24 protein-coding genes are annotated in these 25,652 nt (G+C 67.4%); 13 read left to right on the plus strand and 11 right to left on the minus strand.

The genetic code is table 11. The annotated features are described in order from the left end of the window. Positions 1 to 10: 10 nt before the first annotated feature. Positions 11 to 1,204 carry a CoA transferase gene (locus tag A5686_RS21225; protein ID WP_067938327.1) on the plus strand — a complete coding sequence of 398 codons (1,194 nt, stop codon included), beginning with the start codon at positions 11 to 13 and terminating at the stop codon, positions 1,202 to 1,204. A 2-nt stretch (positions 1,205 to 1,206) separates the two neighbouring features. Here the strand turns inward: A5686_RS21225 and A5686_RS21230 are convergent, their stop codons facing one another. Further along, positions 1,207 to 3,192 (minus strand): serine/threonine-protein kinase PknD, encoded by a 1,986-nt coding sequence (locus A5686_RS21230; RefSeq protein ID WP_067938329.1) that lies wholly within the window; start codon positions 3,190 to 3,192, stop codon positions 1,207 to 1,209. A 21-nt stretch (positions 3,193 to 3,213) separates the two neighbouring features. After that, entirely contained in the window at positions 3,214 to 4,320 is a 1,107-nt protein-coding gene (gene pstS / locus A5686_RS21235) for a phosphate ABC transporter substrate-binding protein PstS (RefSeq protein ID WP_067938330.1), read from the minus strand. A gap of 187 nt (positions 4,321 to 4,507) precedes the next feature. Between pstS (A5686_RS21235) and A5686_RS21240 the strand changes: the two genes are divergently transcribed. Genes A5686_RS21240 through pstA form a run of 5 tightly spaced genes read left to right on the plus strand, consistent with a single transcriptional unit; the run spans position 4,508 to position 9,546 of the window. After that, positions 4,508 to 5,290: an ATP-binding cassette domain-containing protein gene (locus A5686_RS21240; protein ID WP_067938422.1), complete on the plus strand. Its 783-nt coding sequence runs from the start codon at positions 4,508 to 4,510 to the stop codon at positions 5,288 to 5,290. A gap of 53 nt (positions 5,291 to 5,343) precedes the next feature. After that, positions 5,344 to 6,468, plus strand: a complete 1,125-nt coding sequence (pstS, locus tag A5686_RS21245) for a phosphate ABC transporter substrate-binding protein PstS (RefSeq protein WP_067938332.1) — start codon at positions 5,344 to 5,346, stop codon at positions 6,466 to 6,468. A 40-nt stretch (positions 6,469 to 6,508) separates the two neighbouring features. Continuing rightward, positions 6,509 to 7,645 carry a phosphate ABC transporter substrate-binding protein PstS gene (pstS, locus tag A5686_RS21250; protein ID WP_156750168.1) on the plus strand — a complete coding sequence of 379 codons (1,137 nt, stop codon included), beginning with the start codon at positions 6,509 to 6,511 and terminating at the stop codon, positions 7,643 to 7,645. A gap of 22 nt (positions 7,646 to 7,667) precedes the next feature. Continuing rightward, the gene (gene pstC / locus A5686_RS21255) at positions 7,668 to 8,693 is read left to right on the plus strand and encodes a phosphate ABC transporter permease subunit PstC (protein WP_067938426.1); all 1,026 of its coding nucleotides are present in this window, start codon (positions 7,668 to 7,670) and stop codon (positions 8,691 to 8,693) included. 1 nt (position 8,694) lies between these two features. Beyond that, positions 8,695 to 9,546 (plus strand): phosphate ABC transporter permease PstA, encoded by an 852-nt coding sequence (pstA, locus tag A5686_RS21260; RefSeq protein ID WP_067938336.1) that lies wholly within the window; start codon positions 8,695 to 8,697, stop codon positions 9,544 to 9,546. A 5-nt stretch (positions 9,547 to 9,551) separates the two neighbouring features. Here the strand turns inward: pstA and A5686_RS21265 are convergent, their stop codons facing one another. The 6 genes from A5686_RS21265 to A5686_RS21290 form a co-directional block, all read right to left on the minus strand. Then, positions 9,552 to 10,001, minus strand: a complete 450-nt coding sequence (locus A5686_RS21265; protein WP_067938338.1) for a response regulator — start codon at positions 9,999 to 10,001, stop codon at positions 9,552 to 9,554. Beyond that, positions 9,998 to 11,599 carry a CHASE3 domain-containing protein gene (locus tag A5686_RS21270; protein WP_067938340.1) on the minus strand — a complete coding sequence of 534 codons (1,602 nt, stop codon included), beginning with the start codon at positions 11,597 to 11,599 and terminating at the stop codon, positions 9,998 to 10,000. Before A5686_RS21270 ends, A5686_RS21265 begins: the two co-directional genes overlap by 4 nt. Further along, complete coding sequence (locus A5686_RS21275) at positions 11,596 to 12,741, minus strand: PP2C family protein-serine/threonine phosphatase (protein ID WP_156750169.1); 1,146 nt, start codon at positions 12,739 to 12,741, stop codon at positions 11,596 to 11,598. Before A5686_RS21275 ends, A5686_RS21270 begins: the two co-directional genes overlap by 4 nt. Before the next feature lie 248 nt (positions 12,742 to 12,989). Next, on the minus strand, positions 12,990 to 14,159 hold the full coding sequence (locus tag A5686_RS21280) for an acyl-CoA dehydrogenase (RefSeq protein WP_067938344.1): 1,170 nt from the start codon (positions 14,157 to 14,159) through the stop codon (positions 12,990 to 12,992). 13 nt (positions 14,160 to 14,172) lie between these two features. Further along, positions 14,173 to 14,691, minus strand: coding sequence for a 5-(carboxyamino)imidazole ribonucleotide mutase (gene purE / locus A5686_RS21285; RefSeq protein ID WP_067938346.1), 519 nt, complete (start codon positions 14,689 to 14,691; stop codon positions 14,173 to 14,175). Beyond that, positions 14,688 to 15,914 carry a 5-(carboxyamino)imidazole ribonucleotide synthase gene (locus A5686_RS21290; RefSeq protein WP_369829734.1) on the minus strand — a complete coding sequence of 409 codons (1,227 nt, stop codon included), beginning with the start codon at positions 15,912 to 15,914 and terminating at the stop codon, positions 14,688 to 14,690. The genes purE and A5686_RS21290 overlap by 4 nt, the downstream gene beginning before the upstream one ends. Positions 15,915 to 16,101: 187 nt before the next feature. On the opposite strand from A5686_RS21290, the gene A5686_RS21295 reads away from it, so the two are divergent. Next, positions 16,102 to 16,761 carry a GtrA family protein gene (locus A5686_RS21295; RefSeq protein ID WP_067938350.1) on the plus strand — a complete coding sequence of 220 codons (660 nt, stop codon included), beginning with the start codon at positions 16,102 to 16,104 and terminating at the stop codon, positions 16,759 to 16,761. Here A5686_RS21295 and A5686_RS21300 read toward each other — a convergent pair. The 3 genes from A5686_RS21300 to A5686_RS21310 all read right to left on the minus strand — a co-directional run bounded on the left by A5686_RS21300 (position 16,716) and on the right by A5686_RS21310 (position 19,764). Next, on the minus strand, positions 16,716 to 17,234 hold the full coding sequence (locus tag A5686_RS21300) for a PH domain-containing protein (protein WP_067938428.1): 519 nt from the start codon (positions 17,232 to 17,234) through the stop codon (positions 16,716 to 16,718). The two genes, A5686_RS21295 and A5686_RS21300, sit on opposite strands and share 46 nt — an antisense overlap. Positions 17,235 to 17,332: 98 nt before the next feature. After that, positions 17,333 to 18,166: a biotin--[acetyl-CoA-carboxylase] ligase gene (locus A5686_RS21305; RefSeq protein WP_067938352.1), complete on the minus strand. Its 834-nt coding sequence runs from the start codon at positions 18,164 to 18,166 to the stop codon at positions 17,333 to 17,335. Positions 18,167 to 18,183: 17 nt separating this feature from the next. Next, positions 18,184 to 19,764, minus strand: a complete 1,581-nt coding sequence (locus A5686_RS21310) for an FAD-binding protein (protein WP_067938354.1) — start codon at positions 19,762 to 19,764, stop codon at positions 18,184 to 18,186. A gap of 35 nt (positions 19,765 to 19,799) precedes the next feature. On the opposite strand from A5686_RS21310, the gene A5686_RS21315 reads away from it, so the two are divergent. The 6 genes from A5686_RS21315 to A5686_RS21340 all read left to right on the plus strand — a co-directional run bounded on the left by A5686_RS21315 (position 19,800) and on the right by A5686_RS21340 (position 25,606). Continuing rightward, positions 19,800 to 21,440 (plus strand): acyl-CoA carboxylase subunit beta, encoded by a 1,641-nt coding sequence (locus A5686_RS21315; protein ID WP_067938356.1) that lies wholly within the window; start codon positions 19,800 to 19,802, stop codon positions 21,438 to 21,440. After that, positions 21,437 to 21,709, plus strand: a complete 273-nt coding sequence (locus A5686_RS21320) for an acyl-CoA carboxylase subunit epsilon (protein ID WP_067938358.1) — start codon at positions 21,437 to 21,439, stop codon at positions 21,707 to 21,709. Before A5686_RS21315 ends, A5686_RS21320 begins: the two co-directional genes overlap by 4 nt. Next, positions 21,706 to 22,338 (plus strand): nucleoside triphosphate pyrophosphatase, encoded by a 633-nt coding sequence (locus A5686_RS21325; RefSeq protein WP_067938360.1) that lies wholly within the window; start codon positions 21,706 to 21,708, stop codon positions 22,336 to 22,338. Before A5686_RS21320 ends, A5686_RS21325 begins: the two co-directional genes overlap by 4 nt. 21 nt (positions 22,339 to 22,359) lie before the next feature. Beyond that, positions 22,360 to 23,250 (plus strand): sulfurtransferase, encoded by an 891-nt coding sequence (locus tag A5686_RS21330; RefSeq protein WP_067938362.1) that lies wholly within the window; start codon positions 22,360 to 22,362, stop codon positions 23,248 to 23,250. Positions 23,251 to 23,255: 5 nt separating this feature from the next. Continuing rightward, positions 23,256 to 23,675: a SufE family protein gene (locus A5686_RS21335; protein WP_067938364.1), complete on the plus strand. Its 420-nt coding sequence runs from the start codon at positions 23,256 to 23,258 to the stop codon at positions 23,673 to 23,675. Positions 23,676 to 23,809: 134 nt separating this feature from the next. Continuing rightward, positions 23,810 to 25,606 carry an acetyl/propionyl/methylcrotonyl-CoA carboxylase subunit alpha gene (locus A5686_RS21340; RefSeq protein WP_067938366.1) on the plus strand — a complete coding sequence of 599 codons (1,797 nt, stop codon included), beginning with the start codon at positions 23,810 to 23,812 and terminating at the stop codon, positions 25,604 to 25,606. Positions 25,607 to 25,652 lie beyond the last annotated feature (46 nt).

The raw sequence follows: 25,652 nt of genomic DNA on the forward strand, positions 1-25,652 counted from the left end.
GGCGAACGCGATGCCAAACAGCAAGCCCGCCAAGCCACTTGACGGTTTCCGGGTGATCGATTTCACCCAGAACATCGCCGGGCCGATGGCCGGACAGGTGCTGGCCGATCTGGGCGCCGAGGTCATCAAGATCGAGGCGCCGGGTGGCGAGGCGGCCCGGCACATCACCGCGGTCCTGCCCGGGCGCCCACCGCTGGCCACCCTGTTCCTCCCACACAACCGGGGCAAGAAGTCGGTGATGGCCGACCTGCGCAGCGACGAGGCCAAACGGCAGATCCTTGCGCTGGTCGATACCGCCGACGTTGTGCTGGAAGGGTTTCGGCCCGGGGTGATGGAACGCATGGGTCTGGGTCCCGCCGAGCTGCAGTCGCGCAATCCCAAACTCATCTACGCGCGGCTTTCCGCGTACGGCGGCAACGGACCGGAGGGCAGCCGGCCGGGCGTCGACCTGATGGTCGCCGCGGAGTCCGGCATGACCACCGGGATGCCCACGCCCACCGGCAAACCCCAGATCATCCCGTTCCAACTCGTCGACGCCGCCAGCGGTCACGTGCTGGCCCAGGCGGTGCTGGCCGCGCTGCTCAACCGTGAACGCCACGGGGTCGCCGATGTCGTGCGGGTCGCGATGTATGACGTCGCGGTCAGCCTGCAGGCCAGCCAGCTGACCATCCACCTGAACAAGCCGAGCGACGCCCCCACCCCGGACCCGGCACCGAAGGCCAAGCGCCGCAAGGGCGTCGGGTTCGCCACCCAACCGTCGGACGCCTTCAAGGCCGCCGACGGCTACCTGGTGATCAGCGCGTACGTGCCCAAGCACTGGGAGAAGCTGTGCGAGGTCGTCGGCCGGCCGGACATGCGCCACGACGAGCGATTCGCCGACCAGCGCGCGCGGGCGCTCAACTATCCCGAACTGACCGAGGAACTCGAAAAGGCCCTGGCCGCCAAGACCGCGGACGAATGGGTCCGGCTGCTCCAGCAGGCCGGCCTGATGGCCTGCCACGCCCACACCTGGAAGCAGGTGGTCGGCACCGCGCTGTTCGCCGAGAACGAGCTCGCACTGCCCGTCGGCGAGGGCGCCGACGAGGTCACGGTAATCCGTACTCCGGCACGCTATTTGAGTTTCGATGCCGTGGCCGCCGCGCCCCCGCCCGCCCTCGGCCAGCACACCGAGGAGTATCTGGGCGCACCGCAGCCCGCGCCGTAGTCTCACGGCGTCAGCTTGACCACCCGGTTGTTGCCGCGGTCGGCGACATAGACGTTCTGGTCCTTGTCGACCGTCACCGCCAACGGCGTGTTGAGCCCGTTGAACGACAGGACGGTCCCGGTGGTCGCGCCCGGAGCGTACTTCACCACGTCGCTCTTGTCGTGCTCGGTGACGTAGACGGTGCCGCTGTTGTCCACGGCGATGCCCCACGGCACGGACAGGTCACGAAATGGCAACTCCGACTGAGTATTTGAATTGGCGTCCAGCTTCACTACCCTGTTGTTGTCCGTATCGGCGACGTAGACGGTGCCCCCGGCGTCGACGGCCACGCCATCGGGATTCTTCAGCCCGGTGAACGGCAACTCGGTCTGGGCCGTGGAGCCCGCCGCCAGTTTCAGCACCCTGCTGTTGCCGCGGTCGGCGACATACACGGCGCCCTGGCTGTCGACCGCGACGCCCTCCGGGTAGCTCAGGCCGTTGAACGGCAGCACCTTCTGGTCGTTGGATCCCGCGGCCAAACTGACCACACGATTGTTGAAATCAGCGACATACACGGTGCCCGCGCCGTCGACGGCCAGACCCTGCGGCTGGTAGAGCCCGTGGAACGGCAGCACCGTCGTGGCGTCCGAACCGGCCGAGAGCTTCACCACCCGGCCATACATGCCTTCGCTGGTGACATAGACGCCGCCGGCGCTGTCCAGCGCCACCCCGCCCGGGGAAAGGCGGAAGTCAATACCCTTGAACGGCAACACGCTTTGACCACTCGCCTGCTTCGACGGCGATTCGGTGGACAGGTAGCCCACGACCGCCACGACGAAAGCAACCAGCGCGACGAGCACGATGGCGCCGACGATGATCCACTGCTTGCGTTTGTCGTTCGGCGCGGCTGGCCTTCCGAAGTCCGGCGCGGGCCCGTATACGGGGCCGGATGTCGTTGGGGCGGGCCGGATCAGCGACGGGTTACGGCCGGAGTGCTCGGACCAACCGGTGCCGCCCGCCCTGGCCGCCGCCGGACCCACCATGGTCTCGGCGCCGGGCCACGCTGCGCCCGAGTGCGGCGCGGACTCCGGGCGTCGAGCCGACGCCTGTGCGCGCTGGGCCGCGTCTTCCCCCTCGCGCAGGATCGTGGTGGCCTTGCGCTGCTCGGACGTGTTCAGCGCGTGATGCGCGGCGGCGGCGAATTCGCCGGCGGTGCGATAGCGATCCTCGGGACGTTTGGCCATGCCCTTTGCGATCACCTGATCCAACGCGGGCGGAAACGCGCCGGGGCGCAATTGGCTGGGCGGCGCGGCCGTCTTCGTCAGATGCGCGGCGACCAGCCGTTCGATGGTGTCGGCCGGGTAGGGCGGCGAGCCGGTCAAACACTCGCTCAAAACACAGGCGAGCGAATAGATGTCGACGCTGTGGGTGACATCGTCGTCGGTGAATCGTTCCGGGGCCATGTAGTAATAGGTTCCGATCGCGGTCCCGACCTGGGTCAGGCCAGGATCGGTCGCGGCCCGCGCGATGCCGAAGTCGGCCAGGTAGGCGAAATCGTTGGGGGTGACCAGAATGTTCCCCGGTGTGACGTCGCGGTGCGCAACCCCGGCGGCGTGCGCCGCGTCGAGCGCGGCGGCGACCTGGCTGATGATGGCGATCGCGCGCGGCGCGGCCAATGGCCCGTCCCGGCGCAACAGCGTACCCAGGTCGACCCCGTCGACGAGGCGCATCTCCACGAAGAATCGCCCGTCGATCTCGCCGTAGTCGTGGATCGGTACCACGTGCGGTTCGGTCAGCCGTCCCGCGATGTCGGCCTCGCGCTGTAGCCGGGCGCGGAACTCCGCATTGCCGGAAAACTGCTGGGAGATCAGTTTCAGGGCCACCAAGCGGCGCTTGCGGGCGTCCTCGGCCTCGTAAACCTCACCCATGCCGCCCTGGCGCAGAAGTCGCACCAGCCGGTACGGGCCGAACCAGGATCCCTCCCGCGAGGCGGGCCCGCTATCGCTCACCCTCGAGCCTCCTTCGCATCGTCAGGAAATGGCATTGACCGCGCTCGACAGCTTCGACGTGAACGAGCTGGGCAGCGGGATGGAACCGTATTGGTCCAAACCGTCCTGGCCCGGACCGATCGCCGCCTGCATGAACGCCTTCACCGCCGCGCCCGTGGCCGCGTCCGGGTACTTCGAGCAGACGATTTCATAGGTCGCGAGCACGATCGGGTACGCGCCGGACTGCGTCGGCTTGTAGAACGACGAGGTGTCCAGCACCAGGTCGTTGCCCTGCCCGCTGAAGGTCGCGCCGGCGATCGTCTTCTCGACGGAGTCCTTGGTGATCGGCACCGCGTCCGGTCCTGCCGACGTGATGATCGATGCCATCGTCAGCTGCTTACCCACCGCGAAGGACCACTCGTTGTAGGTGATCGACCCCTCGGTGTTCTGCAGCAGCGCCGACGTGCCGTTGTTCCCGCTGGCTCCCTGTCCGACGCCGCCGTTGAACGTCTCGCTGCCACCCTTGCCCCATGCGCCGTTGGACGCGCCGTCCAGATACTTCTGAAAATTCGCGGTGGTACCGGATTTGTCACTGCGGAAGATGACCGTGATGGGTGTCGACGGCAGGTTGATGCCGGAGTTGATGGCCTTCAGTGCCGGGTCGTCCCACTTGGTGATCGTGCCGTTGAAGATCTTCGCGACGGTGGGTCCGTCCAGTTTCAGCCCGCTCACCCCGGTGAGGTGGTAGGTGACCGCGATCGGCCCGAACACCGTGGGCAGATCCCACGCCGGTGAACCGCAGCGCTGCGCCGCCCGGTCGTTCTGACCGGTGGACGGGTCCAGAGGGATATCGGAACCCGCGAGATCGGTCTGATTGTTGAGGAACTGGGTCAGTCCGGCGCCGGATCCGTTGGCGTTGTAATCCAGCGTGTAACCCGGGCAGGCCCGAATGTAGGCGTAGACGAACTGCTCGATGGCGTTTTGCTGCGCGGTCGAGCCGCTGTCTTTCAGCACCTTCTTGCCGCCGCAATCCACTTTCGCCGGCTTCTCGCCCGATCCCGACGACGAGTTGCTGTCGCCGCATCCCGCCAGCGCGAGCGCGGCGACGGCCACCAGGCTGAGTGCGACGCCAGGTCGAGCGAACCTCACGAAACTCCTTCGGTCTTCAACAAAAGTTAACTATTCGCGAATATACAAACCCTTGACGAACAATAAGAGGTGAATTGCCGGTGACCGCGCGCCGCGCGCGAACACGTAACATCAGTTGTCGATGCGTCGCGAACAACAGTTCCAGGCCGCAACTGCGGCTGCCGCTGCCGATGACGGCGGCGTTAGCGTGCGCTCGGTCGACCTGACCCTGGGATTCGGCCCCAAAACAGTCCTCGAGCACGTGAGCCTCGACTTTCCCGCCCGATCCGTCACCACACTGCTGGGGCCGACCGGTTCGGGCAAGACCACCTTCCTGCGCACCCTGAACCGGATGAACGACAAGGTTTCGGGTTTCCGGCACAGTGGTGACGTCCTGTTGGGCGGGCGCACCATCTTCTCCGACCGCGACCTGATGGAGTTCCGCCGCAGCGTGGGCATGCTGTTTCAGCGTCCCAACCCGTTTCCGATGTCGATCGTGGACAACGTCGTGGCCGGCGTGCGTGCGCACAAGATCGCGCCGCGCAAGGAATTCAAAAGCGTCGCCGAGGCACGGCTCACCGAGGTCGGTCTCTGGGATGCGGTCAAGGATCGGCTCGGTGATTCCCCATTCCGGCTCTCCGGGGGACAGCAGCAGTTGCTGTGTTTGGCCCGTGCCCTAGCGGTTAACCCGGAGGTGCTATTGCTCGACGAGCCCACCTCCTCGCTGGACCCGACCACGACCGAAAAGATCGAGGGGCTCATTCGATCCCTCGCCGGCCGGCTGACGGTGATCATGGTGACCCACGATCTCGCGCAGGCCGCCCGCACCGGTGACCGGACCGCATTCTTCTTCGAGGGCAGGCTGGTCGAGGAGGGACCAACCAAACAGTTGTTCTTATCGCCGGAGCACGAGGAGACCATCCGCTACTTCGCGCCGTTCCGACCGGCCGGGGGCTCCTCGCATCAGGTGGGGATGACGGAAAGACATTAGCGCAGAGAAGGTTTCGCCGGAATAGGACACGACGGGGAACAGGAAGCGAGGACGTGAGGGGTCGTCTGGGCGCGCTGCTGGGCCTGGTGGCAATTGGGCCACCAGCTTTAGGCATCGCAGGTTGTGGCTCCAACTCCCTACGTGGTGCGCCAACTACCGGGCCGACCGCCGGCAGCGTCGCCACCACGCCGGCTGCATCCACGATTGAGCTCTCCGAGACCGGCAGCACGCTGCTCTACCCGCTGTTCAGCGAGTGGGGCGCCGCCTATCGTGCGAAGTATCCGAACGTCACCATCACCACCCAGAGCAGCGGCTCGGGCGCGGGAATCTCCCAGGTTGCGGCCCAGGCGGTCGTCATCGGCGCCTCCGATGCCTACCTGTCCGAGGGCGACACGGCCGCCCACCGGGGGCTGATGAACATCGCGCTGGCCATTTCGGCGCAACAGGTCAACTACAACCTGCCCGGCGTCCATCAGCATCTCAAGCTCAACGGCAGGGTGCTGGCCGCCATGTATCGGGGCACGATCAAAACGTGGAACGACCCACAGATCGCCGGCATCAACCCCGGCCTGCACCTCCCCGATACCCCGGTCGTTCCGCTGCACCGCTCCGACGGGTCCGGCAGCACGTTCCAGTTCACCCAGTACCTGTCCAAGCAGGATCCCGACGGCTGGGGCCGCTGGCCCGGCTTCGGCACCACCATCGCCTTCCCGGCGGTGCCCGACGCGCTGGGCGAGAACGGCGACGGTGCCATGGTGACCGGTTGCGCCGCGAACCCCGGCTGTGTGGCGTACACCAGCATTGGCTCGCTCGACGAGGCCGATGAGCACGGACTCAGTCAGGCCAAGCTGGACAACGCCTCCGGCAGATACCTGCTGCCCACCGCCAAGAACATCCAGGCCGCGGCGTCCGGCTTCGCCTCGAAAACCCCGCCGAACCAAGCCATCTCGCTGATCAACGGCCCCGCCGCGGACGGCTACCCGATCGTCAACTACGAGTACGCGATCGTCAACAGCAGCCAGAAAGACGCCGCCACCGCACAGACCCTGCAGGCCTTCCTGCACTGGGCGGTCACCGACGGCAACAACGCCTCGTTCCTGGACAAGATGCACTTCCAGCCGCTGCCGCCCGAGGTGGCGAAGCTATCGGACGCCCAGATCACCAAGATCAGCGGATGAGCACGGTAACGCAAGGCGCACAAGGGAAAAGGAGAAGGTTGTGAAAGTTCGTCTGACTAGATTGCTGGCAATGGGCGCGACGGCGCCATTGGTTTTCGCCCTCGGGGTGGGCATGGCCGCGTGTGGTTCGAACTCGCAGAGCGGTGCGCCGAATCAGGGTGGCGGCGGCCCGGTTGCGACGACGCCGGCATCCTCGCCGATCACGCTGTCGGAGACCGGTAGCACGCTGCTGTACCCGCTGTTCAACCTGTGGGCCCCGGCCTATCACGGCAAGTACTCGAACGTGACGCTCACGCCCCAGGGCACGGGTTCGGGTACCGGGATCTCCCAGGCGGCGGCGGGGGCGGTCAACATCGGCGCCTCCGACGCCTACCTGTCCGAGGGCGACATGGCCGCACACAAAGGACTGATGAACATCGCGCTGGCCATTTCCGCGCAGCAGGTCAACTACAACCTGCCGGGGGTCACCGAACACATCAAATTGAACGGCAAGGTGCTGGCCGGCATGTACAACGGCACCGTGAAAACCTGGAACGATCCGCAGATCACCGGGCTCAACCCCGGCGTGAATCTGCCGGCCACGCCGGTGGTTCCGTTGCACCGCTCCGACGGTTCCGGTGACACCTTCCTGTTCACCCAGTACCTGTCCAAGCAGGATCCCGACGGCTGGGGCCGCTCGCCCGGCTTCGGCACCACTGTCGCCTTCCCGACGGTGCCCGGCGCACTCGGCGAGAACGGCAACGGCGGGATGGTGACCGGCTGCGCGGACACCCCGGGCTGCGTGGCCTACATCGGCATCAGCTTCCTCGACCAGGCCCAGCAGAAGGGGCTCGGCGAGGCGCAACTGGCCAACGCCTCGGACAAGTACCTGCTGCCCGAAGCCAAGAGCATCCAGGCCGCGGCGTCCGGCTTCGCCTCGAAAACCCCGCCGAATCAGGCGATCTCGCTGATCAACGGCCCCGCCGCGGACGGCTACCCGATCGTCAACTACGAGTACGCGATCGTCAACAGCAGCCAGAAGGACGCCGCCACCGCGCAGACCCTGCAGGCCTTCCTGCACTGGGCGGTCACCGACGGCAACAACGCCTCGTTTTTGGACAAGGTGCACTTCCAGCCGCTGCCGCCGGAGGTGGCGAAGCTGTCGGACGCCCAGATCGCCAAGATCAGCGGCCAGTAGGAGTTCGGTGACCGATTTCACGATGGGCAGCGCGCTGGCCCGGGTTCGCGGCGTGCGCCGACCGGGCCTCGCCATCCGTTCGTTGGGCGCGGTGGGTGCGGCGATTCCGCTGCTCGCGCTCGTGTTCGTGCTCGCGACCCTGCTCCTCGAGGCGCTGCCGGCGATCAAGGTCAACGGGTTGCACTTCTTCACCGCCACCGACTGGAATCCGGGCAACACGTATGGCGACGCCGTCGTCACCCGCGGCGTCCGGCATCCGGTCGGCGCCCACTACGGGGCATTGCCGATGATCGTCGGGACGCTGGCGACGTCGGCGATCGCGTTGATCATCGCGGTGCCGGTGTCGATCGGCGCGGCGTTGGTGATCGTCGAACGGCTGCCCAGACGGATCGCGTCGGCCATCGGAATGCTGCTCGAATTGCTCGCCGGCATTCCCAGCGTCATCGTCGGCTTATGGGGCGCAATGACCTTCGGGCCGTTCATCGCCCACGATGTGGCTCCGGTGATCGCCCGCAACGCTCCGGACGTGCCGGTGCTCGACTACTTTCGCGGCAACACCGGTAACGGCGAGGGCTTGCTGGTGTCCGGCCTGGTGTTGGCGGTGATGGTCATTCCCATCATCGCGAGCACCACCCGCGACCTGATCCGGCAGGTGCCGGTGCTGCCCCGCGAGGGTGCGGTCGCGCTGGGGATGACCGACTGGGAATGCGCGCGACGGGTCACCCTGCCGTGGGTGTCGAGCGGTATCGTCGGCGCCATTGTGCTCGGGCTCGGACGCGCGCTGGGCGAGACGATGGCCGTCGCCATGGTGTCGGGTGCGGTGTTGGGTGCGATGCCGGCAAACATCTACTCGACGATGACCACCATCGCTGCCACCGTTGTGTCACAGTTGGATTCGGCGATGACCGACTTCACCGACTTCGCGGTGAAGACCCTCGCGGAACTCTCGCTGGTGCTGATGCTGATCACGTTGCTGACCAACGTGGCGGCCCGCGCGATGGTGCGCCGGGTATCGGGTACCGCACTGCCCGTGGGACGAGGTGTCTGAGGTGAACACAACCCGGCGCAAGATTGTCAACGCGGTGTTCTGGGCTGCGTGCGTGTGCTGTCTGGCGGTGGTGGTGGTGCCGACACTGTGGATGCTGTTCGAAGTCGTCGGCCGCGCTGCGCCGGTGTTCAAATGGACTGTGCTGGTGCAAGACACGCGTGGCAACGGTGGTGGTTTGCGTAACGCCATCATCGGCACCCTGGTCGTCGGCTTCGGGGTCATGCTGATCGGGGGCTCGGTCAGCGTGTTGACCGGCATCTATCTGTCCGAATTCGCCAGTGGCAGAACACGTTCCGTTCTTCGCGGCGCTTACGAGGTACTCTCGGGCATCCCGTCCATCGTGCTCGGTTACGTCGGCTATCTGGCGCTGGTGGTGACATTTCACTGGGGGTTTTCTCTGGCGGCCGGGGTGCTGACGCTCTCGGCGATGAGCATTCCATACATCGCGAAGGCCACCGAGTCCGCGCTCTCCCAGGTGCCTACGTCCTACCGGGAGGGAGCGGAGGCGCTCGGGCTGCCGCTGGGGTGGACCTTGCGCAAAATCGTGCTCAAATCGGCGATCCCCGGAATCGTCACCGGCCTGCTGGTGGCGCTGGCGCTGGCGGTCGGCGAGACGGCGCCGATGTTGTACACGGCCGGCTGGTCGAATTCCCCACCGACCGGGCAGCTCACCGACTCACCGGTCGGCTACCTGACGTACCCGATCTGGACGTTCTACAACCTGCCCTCCAAGGCTGCTCGCGAGCTGTCCTATGACGCGGCATTTTTGCTGATCGTTTTCGTCTTGCTGCTGATCATCTTCGGTCGGCTGATCACCTGGTTCGCCCGGCGGCACTCGGCGGAATCGGTCTAGCGCACTTAGGATCCGTTGCCAGGCAGCCGCACCACCTGAACGAAGAACTCGTCGATCTGCCGGACGGCCTTCATGAATTGGTCCAGGTCAACGGGTTTGGTGACGTAGGCGTTCGCGTGCAGCTTGTAGCTCTTGAGAATGTCTTCCTCTGCCGAGGAGGTGGTGAGCACCACGACCGGGATGCGCGACAGGTCGGGGTCGGACTTGACCTTCTCCAGTAGCTGGCGACCGTCGTATTTGGGCAGATTCAAGTCGAGCAGGATGAGGTCGGGTCGCGGCGCGTCGGCGAACTCACCGCGCCGGTAGAGGTAATTGAGGCCCTCCTCCCCGTCATGGGCGACATGGAGCCTGTTCTTGAGCTTGTTGTGCTCGAACGCTTCTCGGGTGATGAGCTCGTCGCCCGGGTCGTCCTCGACGAGCAGGATGTCGATTGCTCTGCCTTCTGGTGTCGTCATTGATGCGCTCCTTCCAAAGCAGCCGAGTCTGCGTCGTCGACGGGTTCGAGCATGGGCAGGGTCAATTCGAATCGGGTCCCCTCGGTGTAGGACGTGTCGATCCGGACGGTGCCGCCGTGGTGCTCGATGATCTTCTTGACCAGTGCCAGGCCTACTCCCGTCCCGGCGTACACATCCCGGCCGTGCAGCCGCTGGAAGATCACGAAAACCTTGTCGGAGAATTCCTCCGGGATGCCGATTCCGTTGTCCGCCACGCTCAGCAGCCATTCCCGGTCGTGGGTGCCGGTGCCGGGTGCGCATTCGATGACGACGCGCGGCCGACGGTCCTTGTGCCGGAACTTGATCGCGTTGCCGATCAGGTTCTGCCACAGCATCGTCAGCAGCATCGGATCCCCGACGATCTGCGGCAGCGGCTGCGCCGGGCGCACGATCTGCGCATCGGTCTCCTCGATCGAGGCGGCCAGATTCGCCAGGCCGGCATCGAGCGTCTCGTCGAGCCGCACCTCGGTCTCCGTGGTGCCCAACCGGCCGACTCGGGAGAAGGTGAGCAGGTCGTTGATCAGCGCCTGCATTCGCTTGGCGCCGTCGACCGCGAACCCGATGTATTCGACGCCCCGCTCGTCGAGCTTGTCGCCGTAGCGCTTTTCCAGCAGCTGGCAAAAGGACGCAACCTTGCGCAGCGGCTCCTGCAGATCATGGGAGGCGACGTAGGCGAACTGCTCGAGTTCGGTGTTGGATCGCCGTAATTCTGCGGCCTGTTCGTCCAGTTGCGCCTGCGCCGACTGCGACACCTCGAGCTCCTCGACGATGCGCTTGCGCATGTTCTCCACGTCGATCGCCATGTTACGAATGTCTTTGGGCCGCCGCGGAGGTGAGATCGTCTCCTCGAAGTTGCCCTCGGTGATGCTTCGGCAGGACGCGGCCAGCGCCGCGATGGGCCGGGTGATCGCGGCGCGGCTGAGCAACCCCAGCACCACGGCCGCCCCAATCACGATCAGCACCGTGGTACCCAGCACCCAATCGCGCCAGCTGTTGATCTCGTTGAGCTCGTCGGTGGCAGCGGCAGAGGCCGCCGACAGGTGGGCGTTCTGCGTATCGAAAAGCTCACGCAGATGGTCGAATTTGACCTTGCCCGTGTCGGCGGTGCGGGCGCTGACGTAGGCGGGCGTCCTGGGAGCCACCTCGGCGATCAGCGGCTCGGCATAATTTGTCCGCCAATCGGCGGCGGCGGCTTGCACCGCGTCCAGATCGGCCATCAGTTCCGCGCGCCCGCCCACCAGACGCCGAATCTCGTCGGCCGCAGCCCGTTCGGCGCGCTGCCCGTCGTAATACGGCGCGAGGAACTGCCGGTCGGCGGCGATCAGGTAGCCGCGCATGCCCGTCTCCTGGTCACGCAGGGCCGCCTGCAAGTGCGTCGCGGCGACGCGTGCCGGCTGGATGTTGTGCGCCACCTGGCGCGACACCTCGTCGGTGCGATGCAGCAACACGGCGCCCACCAACGCCCCGACGAGCACGATCACGCCCATTACCCACAGCACCAACGCCAGCCATCCCCGCACGGTGAGCTCCGTGAGCCGAAGCGGACGCGATCGGATCACGTGGTAGTCCTCTCGACGCGCAGGACGGCGATGTCATCGGTCAGGCCGCCGCGTGGCTGTGCGAGCGCCTGGGCGTCGTTGATGAGCGCGTCGACGAACGCGGGGCCGGGCCGATTCGCGTGCGCGCGAGCCAGGGCAAGCAAGCCTTCCTCGCCGAGGCGCCGGGTGCCGTCTCCCGAATAGCCCTCGAAGAGGCCGTCGGTCAACAAGAGCAGGGCGTGCCCGGCGGGCAGGTCCAGCTCCTCGGACGGCCAGTCGCCGGCGCGCAGGCCCAGTGCCGGGCCACCCGACGGCTCATGCCACTGGACGTTTCCCGCGGCCTGCACCAACATCCCCGGATGGCCGGCGCGGACCACACTGACCCGAGGGCTGTCGGGCGAGATCTCGAGGCTGAGCACGGTCGCGAAAATGCCGGAGTCGGTTCGTTCCGAATACAAGACCCGCTCGAGCTGGCGCAGCCGGTCGACGCCGTGCACGCCGGCGAAGGTGAGCGCGCGAAACGCGATCCGTAACGCCGCGCCCAGCGCGGCCTCGTGCGGACCGTGCCCGGCCACGTCGCCGATCAGCACGTGCACGATTCGGTCGGCGGTCTGGACGACGTCGTAGAAGTCTCCGCACAGCAATGCGTCTTCGCGGCTCGGCCGGTACCTGGCGACGATGTCGACGCCCGGGTTGTCCAGCAGCAGCGGCGAGGGCAGCAGGCCGCGTTCCAGCAGCGCGTTCTCCCGGGCCCGCAGTTGCGTCGCCTGCAGATCGGCGGCGATGAGTTCGGCGCGCTTGCGCTCGATGGCGTACAGCAGCGCTCGGCGCAGCATTTCCGGCTCGACCCGACCCTTGACCAAATAGTCCTGGGCGCCCGCGGCCACCGCCGAAGCCCCGAAGTTCTCGTCGTTGAGTCCGGTCAGCACCACGATCGGCACGGTGGCGTCTAGCTTGGCGATGCGGTTGAGCGCGTCGATCCCGCTGGCGTCGGGCAGGTGCAGATCCAGCAGCACGCAGTCGGGGCGGGCGGATTTCAGCTCGCGTTCGGCGTGTGCCATCGACTTGGCCCACACCACCCGGATGTCGGTGACCGCGTCGGTGATCAGGTCTTCCACCAGCACCGCGTCGGCGCGGTCGTCCTCGACCAACAGCAACGACAACGACTGCCAGCTCGCCGTGGGGGTGGCCGGAGCGCGTGTCGGTATCAATATCCGGCCATCTGTGGACGGGCACCGGAAGTCACGTTCTGCACTGCAGACCCCTTCGCCGCGATAAGCCCTTTGCTGTGTGACAGTGGTCGGACGTAAATCGGTGGCTGTTTACCGATCGTCGGTGTGGACTTCACGCACCGAGTGCAGATCCTAAGCGGTACGGCCGGACCCTTCGCAAGAGCATCGCCGGAAAACTATCAGCGCAGCAACGCCCGCGACATCACCACGCGCTGAATCTGATTGGTGCCCTCGTAGATCTGAGTGATCTTGGCGTCGCGCATCATCCGCTCGACCGGGAAGTCAGTGGTGTAGCCGGCGCCGCCGAACAGTTGCACGGCCGCCTCCGTCACGTCCATGGCGGTGTCGGAGGCGAAGCACTTTGCGGCCGCGGAGATGAATCCGAGATTCGGCTCGCCGCGTTCGGCGCGGGCGGCGGCGGTGTAGACCATCAGCCGGGCCGCCTCGACCTTCATCGCCATGTCGGCCAGCTCGAACTGCACACCCTGAAAGTCCGAGATCGACCGGCCGAACTGCTTGCGCTCCTTCGTGTATGCGACGGCGGCGTCCACCGCGCCCTGCGCGAGGCCCACCGCCTGCGCGCCCACGGTGGGGCGGGTGTGGTCGAGGGTCTGCAGTGCGGTCTTGAACCCGGTGCCGGGTTCGCCGATGATCCGGTCGCCCGGGATGCGGCAGTTCTCGAAGTACAACTCGGTGGTCGGTGAGCCCTTGATGCCCATCTTCTTTTCCTTCGGGCCGAAGGAAAAGCCCTCATCGTCTTTGTGCACCATGAACGCCGAGATGCCGTTGGGGCCTTTGTCCGGATCGGTCACCGCCATCACGGTGTACCAGGTCGACTTGCCCCCGTTGGTGATCCAGCACTTGGTGCCGTTCAGAATCCAGTCGTCCCCGTCGGCCTTGGCCCTGGTCCGCATCGATGCCGCGTCGCTGCCGGCTTCGCGCTCGCTCAATGCGTAAGACGCCATCGCCCCCTCGGTGGCCAGCGACGGCAGCACCTGCTTCTTCAACTCCTCCGAGCCCTGCAGGATCAGGCCCATGGTGCCCAGCTTGTTGACGGCGGGAATCAGCGAGGCGGATCCGTCGACGCGCGCCACTTCCTCGATCACGATGCATGCGGCGACCGAGTCCGCGCCCTGACCGCCGTATTCCTCGGGAATGTGAACCGCATTGAAGCCGGATGCGTTCAGCGCGTCCAGGGCCTCCTGCGGAAATCGGGAATTCTCGTCCACGTCGGCGGCGTGCGGAGCGATCTCTTTTTCCGCCAGCGCCCTGATCGCCGCCCGCAATTCCTGGTGCTCGTCGGGTAGTTGGAACAAATCGAACGCGGGATCTCCGGCCCACTGAGCCATGTTGGCCTCCTTGCTACTCGCCGGTAACTTTACCTTGGCGCTCCTGCAGCGCTTCATCCTTGGCCCGCACGCTCTCGGCCAGCCGGCCTTGAAACTCAACGATCCGCGCCCGCAGCGCAGGGTCTGAGGACCCGAGGATGCGCACGGCGAGCAGGCCGGCGTTGCGGGCGCCCCCGATGGAGACCGTGGCCACCGGGACTCCGGCGGGCATCTGCACGATCGACAGCAACGAGTCCAGGCCGTCGAGGCGCGCCAGCGGCACCGGCACGCCGATGACCGGCAGCGGCGTCGCGGACGCGACCATGCCGGGCAGGTGCGCGGCTCCGCCGGCCCCGGCGATGATCACTTCGATGCCACGGCCGGCCGCCTCGCGCGCGTACTCGAACATCACCTGCGGCGTGCGGTGCGCGGAGACGACCCGGACCTCGGCAGGCACGTCGAACTCGGCGAGCGCGGCAGCGGCGTCGGCCATCACCGACCAGTCGCTGTCGCTGCCCATGATCACCCCGACCCGAGGCGCATGCTCCGTCATTTCCGCCGCTTCTCCTCATCGCTTCGCTCTGCGTCGTCGGCGCCATGTGGATCCCACCCGTCCATCCACTGCCCGTGTGACAACCAGTGTGCCGCCAGATCGGCGCGTTCCCGCAGCTTCCCTACGCTTTTCTGGTCCGTCGGCCCGGAGCCGACGAAGTTGATGTGGCCGACCTTGCGGCCGGGACGTTCCCGTTTGCCGTAGAGGTGGACGCGGGCGTCGGGCATCCGGGCGAACAGGTGATGCAGCCGCTCGTCGACGCTCATCTGGGGGACTTCGGGTGCGCCCAGCACGTTGGCCATCACGGTCATCGGTGCGATGGCGTCGGTGTCGCCGAGCGGGTAGTCCAGCACCGCGCGCAGGTGCTGCTCGAACTGACTGGTGCGCGACCCGTCCATGGTCCAGTGCCCGGAGTTGTGCGGCCGCATCGCCAGTTCGTTGACCAGCAGTTCACCGTCGACCGTCTCGAAGAGCTCCACGGCGAGCACTCCGACCACGCCGAGCTCGGCCGCCAGCCGCAACGCCAGCTGTTGCGCCGTGGCGGCCCGTTCGGCGGGCAGCCCCGGCGCGGGTGCGATCACCTGCACGCAGATCCCGTCTCGCTGCACCGTCTCGACGACCGGCCACGCGGCGCCCTGGCCGAACGGTGACCGCGCCACCAGGGCCGACAGTTCGCGACGCAGGTCCACCTGCTCCTCGGCCATCAGCGGCACGCGATCGGCCAGGAAGGCCGCCGCGATCTCACGGGCGTGCGACGGGTCGCGTGCCATCCGTACCCCCCGCCCGTCGTAACCGCCGCGGACCGCTTTCACGACCACGGGGCCGCCGATGCGGCGCGCGAAGGCATCGAGTTCGTCGACGCTTCGGATCTCGGCATAGCGGGGCACCCGGACGCCGAGGGCCTCGAGCCGGCGGCGCATGACGAGCTTGTCCTGAGCGTGCATCAGGGCCTGTGGCGGCGGCGCCACGTTGACACCCTCGGCGACGAGCTTTTCCAGCAGTTCGTTCGGGACGTGTTCGTGGTCGAAGGTCAGCACGTCGGCACCTGCGGCGACCCCGCGGAGGTCGTCGAGTTCGGTGTGTGAACCGATGACGACGTCGGGCGCGACCAGCGCGGCCGGCTCGTCGGCGGCGGTGGCCAGCACCCTCAGCGTCTGCCCCAAGGCGATCGCCGCCTGGTGGGTCATCCGGGCGAGCTGACCGCCACCGACCATTGCGACCACGGGGACGACGCGCGGGACGGTTCGCACAGCCGCGGCTGGGGCTGCGCCCGGGGGGCGTGAACTCGGCACGGCATCATGGTGTCACGGCGAAACAAACCGGCGCCAAAGGTGTGTTGACCGGGACCGACACAGAATTGTTATGTACGATTTTGCGTCAAATTTGTGTCCGTCCGTAGACTGACGTGTTGTGTCCTTCGCCGAAGCCACGATCGCGCGTCTACCTAGGGTTTTGCAGCCCTATTTGCTACGCCACCATGAACTGATCAAATTCGCCATCGTCGGCGGAACCACATTCGTCATCGACTCGGCAATTTTCTACACGCTGAAGCTGACAATTCTCGAACCCAAACCCGTGACCGCAAAGGTGATCGCCGGCATTGTCGCGGTCATCGCGTCCTACGTGCTGAACCGGGAATGGAGCTTCCGCAATCGCGGCGGCCGTGAGCGCCACCACGAGGCGCTGCTGTTCTTCGCGTTCAGCGGCGTCGGGGTGCTGCTCTCCATGGCGCCGCTGTGGTTCTCCAGCTATGTGTTGCAGCTGCGCGAGCCGACGGTGTCGCTGGCGGTCGAAAACGTCGCCGACTTCATCTCGGCTTACATCATCGGCAACTTGCTGCAGATGGCATTCCGGTTCTGGGCGTTTCGGCGCTGGGTGTTTCCCGACCAGTTCGCGCGCGAACCCGACAAGGCACTGGAATCCGCCCTTACCGCCGGCGGCATCGCCGAGGTCTTCGAGGACGAGATCGAGGGGGGCAACGTCACGCTGCTGCGCGCCTGGCGCAACCGCGCCGGCCGGCCTACTCAGCTGGGCGATTCCTCGGAACCCAGGGTGTCGAAGACTTCGTGATATAGCAGCGCGTGTACCTCGCGCAGCCGCGGAATGTCGTAGAACTCCAACGGATCTTGTGACGCCGATTCGATGATCAGCGTCCCGGTGCGAAACATGCGCTCGGTGATCCGGTCACGGAACTCCACGCTGTTGATCCGGGCCAGCGGGATATCGATGCCGGTGCGGGTCAGCACCCCGTGCCGGAACATCACCCGTCGGTTGGTCACCACGAAATGGGTGGTGAGCCAGCTTCCGAACGGCCACAGCGTCAGCCAGCCCACGATGACCAGCCAGATCCCCCAGATGACGCCGTCGATGATGTTCTTGGCGAGCTGGTCCCAGTGCGTCGAGTTGAGGTATCCGGAGCCGAAGGCGGCCAGTCCGGTCACCAGTATGAGAACCAGCACTGGCCAGATCAGCCGCTTCCAGTGCGGGTGGCGGTGCACGATGACGTGTTCGCCGGCGGCCAGAACGTTATCCGGGTAGCCCATGCCCGCCGACATTAGCTGCGCGGCGCGACAATCCGCAGGTAACTAGTGCAAATGGTGGCGACCCGCCGCGCCCGGCTCCGCCGCGCTTGCGATCGCCACTAGCGCAAATGCACCACATCGCCGGCCGCGACGACGACGGTCTGCCCGTGGCTTTCCAGGCAGAGCCTGCCCTGGTCATCGATGGCGCTCGCCGTCCCGTCGACCTGCTTGCCGCCGGGCAGATGCGCGCGGACCCGGGTGCCGATGGTCAGGCTGCGCCCGCGGTAGTCGGCGGCGAGCGCCCAGTCGGCCCCGCGCGCGGCGCGCCAGGCCACGATGCGCCGGCCCAGCTCGCGCAGCAGGGCGGCGGCCAGCTGCGTGCGGTCGGGCGCGGCGACGCCCAGGTCGAGCAGCGACGTGAGCGCGGGGGCCCCGGGGTCGTCGATCTCGTCGGCGGACTGAGTCACGTTGAGCCCCAAGCCGATAACGACGACGGGCTTCGCCACCTCGGCCAGGATTCCGGCCAGCTTGCCCCGCGAATCCGGCGGGCCGGCGAGCACGTCGTTGGGCCATTTGAGACCCGCCTGCGCGCCCGCCCCCGCCAGCAACGGCGTGACGGTGTCGACCACCGCCACCCCGGTGGCCAGCGGCAGCCAGCCCCACCCCGTGGTCGGGACGTCGACGACGCTGACCCCGACCGACATGGTGATCTGGGCCCGCGGCGTGGCCGACCAGCCGCGACCGTGCCGGCCGCGCCCAGCGGTCTGGTGCTCGGCGATCAGCACGGCCCCGGCTACGTCGTCACCAGACGCGGCCCGCGCCAGCAGGTCGGCGTTGGTGGAGCCGGTCTGTTCGACGACGTCGAGCTTGCGCCAGCCCAGCCCGGTGCCGATCAACTCGGCGCGCAATGCGCTCTCGTCCAACGGTGTTCGGAGCCGATCTCGTTCTGTCACCGCACCCAGCCTAGAACTCAGGGCCGCCGGTCGCGCATGTCCAGCACGGCCAAATGGCTGAACAGCATGCTGGTTCCGATCGGATTACCGCCGCCGGGATACGCGGTGCCGCTAGGCGCGGCCATGGTGTTGCCCGCCGCGTACAGGCCGGGGATGGGGTCGCCGGACGTGTCCAGCACCCGCGCCGCGGCGTCGGTGCGCAGGCCGCCCTTGGTGCCCAGATCGGAAATGCCGAACGCGGCGGCGTGATAGGGCGGCGAGTCGATGGGGATCAGCGGCGACGCGCCGGCCGAGAAGGCGCGGTCGAACGCCTCGTCGCCGCGGCCGAAGTCCTCGTCGACACCGGCAGCGGCGAACCCGTTGAACCGGGCCACCGTCGCCGCCAGCCGCCCACCCGGAACCCCGATCTTGGCGGCCAGTTCCTCGAGCGTGTCCGCGGTATGCCACAGGCCGGCGGCGACGTACTTCTCGGTCTCCACGATGGTGACGTTGGCCGCCTTCACCGGCGGCACCTCGCCCTCCTTGTCGTCGTAAATCATCCAGTACGGCAAGGTGATCGACCCGTCGGCCAGCAGTGCGATGATCTCGCGGCCGGCCCGGTCGTACGCCCGGGATTCGTTGACGAACCGGTTGCCGGCCTGGTTCACGAAGATGCCACCGGTGAACCACAGCGCGAAGGCGGACCGGCCGTCGGGGTGGGTCATGCCGGGCGACCACCAGGCCTGGTCGAGCAGGTCGGTGTCGGCGCCCGCGGCGATGCCGGCCTGCAGCGCCAGGCCGCGACTTCCCGGGCCGCCCATGGTGTCTCGCGATGTCCCGGGCACGCCGTAGCGCCGGCGCAGCTCGTCGTTGGCTTCAAAGCCGCCGGCGGCCAACAGCACTCCCCGGCGGGCGCGGATCGCCCGTCGTTCGCCGGCGGTCTCGACGATCGCGCCGGTGACCCGCCCGTCGGACGCCACCAGCTCGACCAGGGCGGTGTCGCGCCGCAGCGACGCCGTCGGGTACTGCCCGATGGCCTTGAGGAATCGCGCGATCAGCGCGCGGCCACCCAGGTAGTAGTCCGAAGAGGGTTCGGCACCGAGCCAATCGGTGTCCAGCGGTCCGCGGATCACCTCGCGCAGTTCCGGCGCGGCGTCCACTTTCAGGGGCTTGGCGGCGATGTGGCGTTTGCCGTCCAGCCGCGCCTTGGGCGCCTTGCCGTAATAGTCGGGCCACGGCAGCGGCACGAATTTCAGGTTCGGGTCGGCTTCCAGGTACTCGATCAGCGGCGCTCCGCCGCGCACATAGGTTTCCTGCAGCTCGCGAGGGGTCCGGTCGCCGACCACGGCCTGGTAGTAAGTGAGCGCGTCCTCGACGGTGTCGTCGAAGGCGCCAGGTGGGCAGGCGCGGACCAGCACGGGATTACACGGGAACCAGACACCGCCCCCGCCGGAGTAGGCGGTGGTGCCACCGAATTTCGACGTCGCCTCGACCAGCAACACGTCGAGGCCTTCACGCGCCGCGGTGTACGCACCGGTCACGCCGCCGCCGCCCGAGCCCGCGATCAGCACGTCGCATTCGGCCGCCCAGTCCGCGGTTCCCAACGGGCGGGCGTCCATCAGCGGAGAGTACCGCGCCGCTAAGCTCGACTCCCATGACGAGCGTTACCGACCACACTGCGGAACCGGCCGCCGAGCACAGCATCGACATCCACACCACCGCGGGCAAGCTGGCCGAGCTGCACAAGCGCCGGGAAGAGTCACTGCACCCGGTGGGCGAAGAGGCCGTCGAGAAGGTACACGCCAAGGGCAAGCTCACCGCCCGCGAACGCATCCTCGCCCTGCTCGACGAGGACTCGTTCGTGGAGCTCGACGCGCTGGCGCGGCACCGCAGCAAGAACTTCGGCCTGGAGAACAACCGCCCGCTGGGCGACGGCGTGATCACCGGCTATGGCACCGTCGACGGTCGCGAGGTGTGCATCTTCAGCCAGGACGCCACGGTGTTCGGCGGCAGCCTGGGCGAGGTGTACGGCGAGAAGATCGTCAAAATCCAGGACCTGGCGATCAAGACCGGACGCCCGCTCATCGGCATCAATGACGGCGCCGGCGCGCGGATCCAGGAGGGCGTCGTCTCGCTCGGCCTGTACAGCCGCATCTTCCGAAACAACATCCTGGCCTCCGGTGTCGTCCCGCAGATCTCGTTGATCATGGGGGCGGCCGCCGGCGGGCACGTCTACTCCCCCGCCCTGACCGACTTCGTGGTCATGGTCGACCAGACCAGCCAGATGTTCATCACCGGACCCGACGTGATCAAGACCGTCACCGGCGAGGACGTCACCATGGAGGAGCTGGGCGGCGCCCACACCCACATGGCCAAGTCGGGCACCCTGCACTACGTCGCCTCCGGCGAGCAGGACGCCTTCGACTGGGTCCGCGACCTGCTGAGCTACCTGCCACCCAACAACGCCACCGACGCGCCGCGCTACGCCGAGCCGCATCCCCCGGGCGCCATCGAGGACAACCTCACCGACGAGGACCTCGAGCTGGACACGCTGATCCCGGACTCGCCCAACCAGCCCTACGACATGCACGAGGTGATCACCCGCATCCTCGACGACGACGAGTTCCTCGAGATCCAGGGTGGCTACGCGCAGAACATCGTCGTCGGGTTCGGCCGCATCGAGGGCCGCCCGGTCGGGATCGTGGCCAACCAGCCGACCCAGTTCGCCGGCTGCCTGGACATCAACGCCTCGGAGAAGGCCGCCCGGTTCGTGCGGACCTGCGACTGCTTCAACATCCCGATCATCATGCTGGTCGACGTCCCGGGCTTCCTGCCGGGCACCGGCCAGGAGTACAACGGCATCATCCGCCGCGGCGCCAAGCTGCTGTTCGCCTACGGCGAGGCCACGGTCCCGAAGATCACCGTCATCACCCGCAAGGCCTACGGCGGCGCCTACTGCGTGATGGGGTCCAAGGACATGGGCTGCGACGTCAACCTGGCGTGGCCGACGGCGCAGATCGCCGTGATGGGGGCCTCCGGCGCCGTCGGCTTCGTCTACCGCAAGCAGCTGAGCGAGGCCGCCAAGGAGGGCAAGGACGTCGACGCGCTGCGCCTGCAACTGCAACAGGAATACGAAGACACCTTGGTCAACCCGTACGTCGCCGCCGAACGGGGCTACGTCGACGCGGTGATCCCGCCGTCGCACACCCGCGGTTACATCGGCACGGCGCTGCGCCTGCTGGAGCGCAAGATCTCCCACCTGCCCCCGAAGAAGCACGGGAACATCCCCCTATGACCGAGCAGAACGACGCGCACGCCGACGGGGTCGCGGCCGGAGACGCTTTGCAGCCGCACGCGCACGAGCCGCACATTCAGATCCTCAAGGGTGAACCCACGGTCGAGGAGGTGGCCGCGCTGGTCGCGGTGCTGGGCTGCGCCGGCGGCGCGCCGGAGCCCGAACAGCCCGAGCGGACCCGCTGGGGTCTCCCGGTCGACCGCCTGCGGTTCGCGATGACCAACTATCAGCGGCTGACGTTCCAGCAAATGACTCACATGAGGCATTGACCCGCCTGGTGCTGGCGTCGGCGTCGGCCGGCCGGCTCAAAGTGCTGCGCCAGGCGGGCGTCGATCCGCTGGTCGTGATCTCGGGCGTCGACGAGGATGCCGTTGCCACCGCGCAGGGGCCGGAGGCATCGCCGGCCGACGTGGTGTGCGCCCTGGCCCGGGCCAAGGCCGAACAGGTGGCGGGCGAACTGGATGGCGGGGTTGCGGCCGATTGCGTTGTCCTCGGCTGTGATTCGATGCTGTCCGTGGACGGCCAGTTGTGCGGTAAACCCGGATCGGCCGATGCCGCCGCGAGCCAGTGGCGCCTGATGGGCGGCCGCGCCGGCGAATTGCACACCGGGCACTGCCTGCTGCGGCTGCGCGAGGCCGCCATCACCCACCGTGAATTTGAATCCCAGTGCACGACAGTGCATTTCGCCGTCCCGACGGACGAAGACCTGCGGGCGTATGTCGCCAACGGCGAACCGTGGCACGTAGCCGGGGGCTTCACCCTCGACGGCCTGGGCGGCTGGTTCGTCGACGGGATCGTCGGTGACCCGTCGAACGTGATCGGCGTCAGCCTGCCGCTGCTGCGGTCGCTGCTGGGACGGGCCGGGCTGTCGGTGTCCGCGTTGTGGGCGGGCAACTAGCCTGGCGGTAGGCTCGGCAGCGTGGCATTACCACCCGATCCAAGCCCGACATTGTCCGAATACGCCCACCCCGAGCGACTGGTCACCGCCGACTGGCTGTCCGCCAACCAGGGCACTCCCGGCCTGGCGATCGTCGAATCAGACGAGGACGTCCTGCTCTACGACGTCGGTCACATCCCCGGCGCGGTGAAGGTCGACTGGCACACCGACCTCAACGACCCCCACGTCCGCGACTACATCGACGGGGCGCAGTTCGCGGAGCTGATGGACCGCAAGGGCATCGCCCGCGACGACACCGTGGTGATCTACGGCGACAAGAGCAACTGGTGGGCGGCGTACGCACTCTGGGTGTTCACGCTGTTCGGCCACCCCGACGTGCGGCTGCTCAACGGTGGCCGCGACCTGTGGCTGGCCGAACGCCGGGAGACCACGCTGGACGTGCCCACCAAGACATCCACCGGCTATCCCGTCGTCACCCGTAACGACGCGCCCATTCGCGCCTTCAAGGACGACGTGCTGGGAATTCTCGGCACCCAGCCGCTGATCGACGTGCGCTCGCCGGACGAGTACACCGGCAAGCGCACGCACATGCCCGAGTACCCCGAGGAGGGCGTGCTGCGCGGCGGCCACATCCCCACCGCCCGGTCGATCCCATGGGCCAAAGCGGTCGACGAGAGCGGGCGGTTCCGCAGCCGCGAGGAGCTCGAGGAGCTGTACGGATTCATCCAGCCGGACGACAAGACCGTCGTGTACTGCCGCATCGGCGAGCGCTCCAGCCACACCTGGTTCGTGCTGACGCATCTGCTCGGCAAGCCGGGGGTGCGCAACTACGACGGATCGTGGACGGAGTGGGGCAACACCGTGCGCACGCCGATCGTGGCAGGCGAATCCCCAGGCGCGGTCCCGGTCTGATCGCGATGAGTATGCCCGCGCCGCTGGCCGAGGTGGTGTCCGATTTCGCCGAAGTCGAGGGCCAGGACAAGCTGGCGCTGCTGCTGGAGTTCGCCAATGAACTTCCGGCGCTGCCGTCCGACCTGGAAGAAGCGGCCATGGAGCCGGTGCCGGAATGCCAGACCCCGCTGTTTTTGCACGTCGATGCCAGCGACCCCGAGCGGGTGCGGCTGCACTTCAGCGCACCGGCGGAATCGCCGACCACGCGGGGGTTCGCGTCGATTCTGGCCGCCGGTCTCGACGAACAGCCGGCCGCCGACATTCTGGCGGTGCCCGAGGATTTTTACGCCGACCTCGGGCTGGCCGCTCTGATCAGCCCGCTGCGGTTGCGCGGCCTGTCGGCGATGCTCGCCCGCATCAAGCGCAGGCTGCGCGAGAGTGCGTAAAAAACCACGAAATTCCGGACCGCCTCGTGGGGCGAAACGGTGCGACGCTTAGACTTCCCCAGAACTCGTTGTAAGAAATTCTCTTAGAGAAGTCCGCGCAAATACGTCCGCGGATATGCCAAACAGGAGGCGCAGTGGCTAGTCACGCCAGCTCGAGGATCTCCAAGGTGCTCGTCGCCAACCGCGGCGAAATCGCTGTCCGGGTGATCCGCGCGGCCCGCGATGCGGGCCTGTCCAGCGTGGCGGTGTACGCCGAGCCCGACGCCGACGCGCCGCACGTGCGGCTGGCCGACGAGGCGTTCGCGTTGGGCGGCCAGACCTCCGCGGAGTCCTACCTGGACTTCGCGAAAATCCTTGACGCGGCGGCCAAGTCGGGCGCCAACGCCATCCACCCCGGCTACGGCTTCCTGTCGGAGAACGCCGACTTCGCACAGGCGGTCCTGGACGCGAATCTGATCTGGATCGGGCCCAGCCCGCAGTCCATCCGTGACCTCGGTGACAAGGTCACCGCCCGCCACATCGCCGCGCGCGCCCAGGCCCCGCTGGTGCCCGGCACCCCGGACCCGGTGAAGGACGCCGACGAGGTGGTGGCCTTCGCCAAGGAGTACGGCGTGCCGATCGCGATCAAGGCGGCTTTCGGCGGCGGCGGCCGCGGCATGAAGGTGGCCCGCACCATCGAAGAGATCCCCGAGCTGTTCGAGTCGGCCACCCGTGAGGCCGTCGCGGCGTTCGGCCGCGGCGAGTGCTTCGTCGAGCGCTACCTGGACAAGCCGCGCCACGTCGAGGCGCAGGTGATCGCCGATCAGCACGGCAACGTGATCGTTGCGGGCACCCGTGACTGCTCGCTGCAGCGCCGTTTCCAGAAGCTGGTGGAGGAGGCTCCCGCGCCCTTTTTGACCGACGCGCAGCGCAAGGAGATCCACGAGTCGGCGAAGCGCATCTGCAAGGAGGCGCACTACTACGGCGCCGGGACCGTCGAATACCTGGTCGGCCAGGACGGCCTGATCTCCTTCCTGGAGGTCAACACCCGTCTGCAGGTCGAGCACCCGGTCACCGAGGAGACCGCGGGCATCGACCTGGTGCTGCAGCAGTTCAAGATCGCCAACGGCGAGAAGCTGGACCTCACCGAGGACCCGACGCCGCGCGGGCACGCCATCGAGTTCCGGATCAACGGCGAGGACGCCGGACGGGGCTTTTTGCCCGCTCCCGGTCCGGTCACCCGCTACGACATCCCCACCGGCCCCGGCGTCCGCCTGGACTCGGGTGTCGAGGCCGGTTCGGTCATCGGCGGTCAGTTCGACTCGATGCTGTCCAAGCTGATCGTGCACGGCGCCACCCGCGAGGAGGCGCTCGCCCGCTCCCGCCGGGCCCTCGACGAGTTCCACGTCGAAGGTCTGGCCACGGTCATCCCGTTCCACCGAGCCGTCGTGAGTGACCCGGCGTTCATCGGTGACGGCGATGGCTTCTCGGTGCACACCCGCTGGATCGAGACCGAGTGGAACAACACCATCGAACCCTTCACCGGCGGCGAGCCGCTGGACGAAGAGGACTCCAGGCCGCGCCAGAAGGTGGTCGTGGAGGTCGGCGGCCGCCGGCTGGAGGTGTCGCTGCCCGGCGACCTGGCGCTGTCGGGCGGTGGCGCGGCGGATCCGGCCGGTGTCATCCGCAAGAAGCCCAAGGCGCGCAAGCGCGGGGCGCACGCGGGCGCGGCTGCATCGGGTGACGCGGTGACCGCCCCCATGCAGGGCACCGTCGTCAAGGTCGCGGTCGAGGAAGGCCAGGGGGTTGCCGCGGGCGATCTGGTGGTGGTGCTCGAGGCGATGAAGATGGAGAATCCGGTCACCGCGCACAAGGACGGTGTCATCACCGGACTCGCGGTCGAGGCCGGCGCCGCCATCACCCAGGGCACGGTGCTCGCCGAGATCAAGTAGCGCTTGGCAAGAGTTTTTCCGACAACGCTGTCGGCCCTGGCTATTC

Source organism: Mycobacterium sp. E2479, assembly GCF_001667925.1.
Classification (GTDB): Bacteria; Actinomycetota; Actinomycetes; order Mycobacteriales; family Mycobacteriaceae; genus Mycobacterium.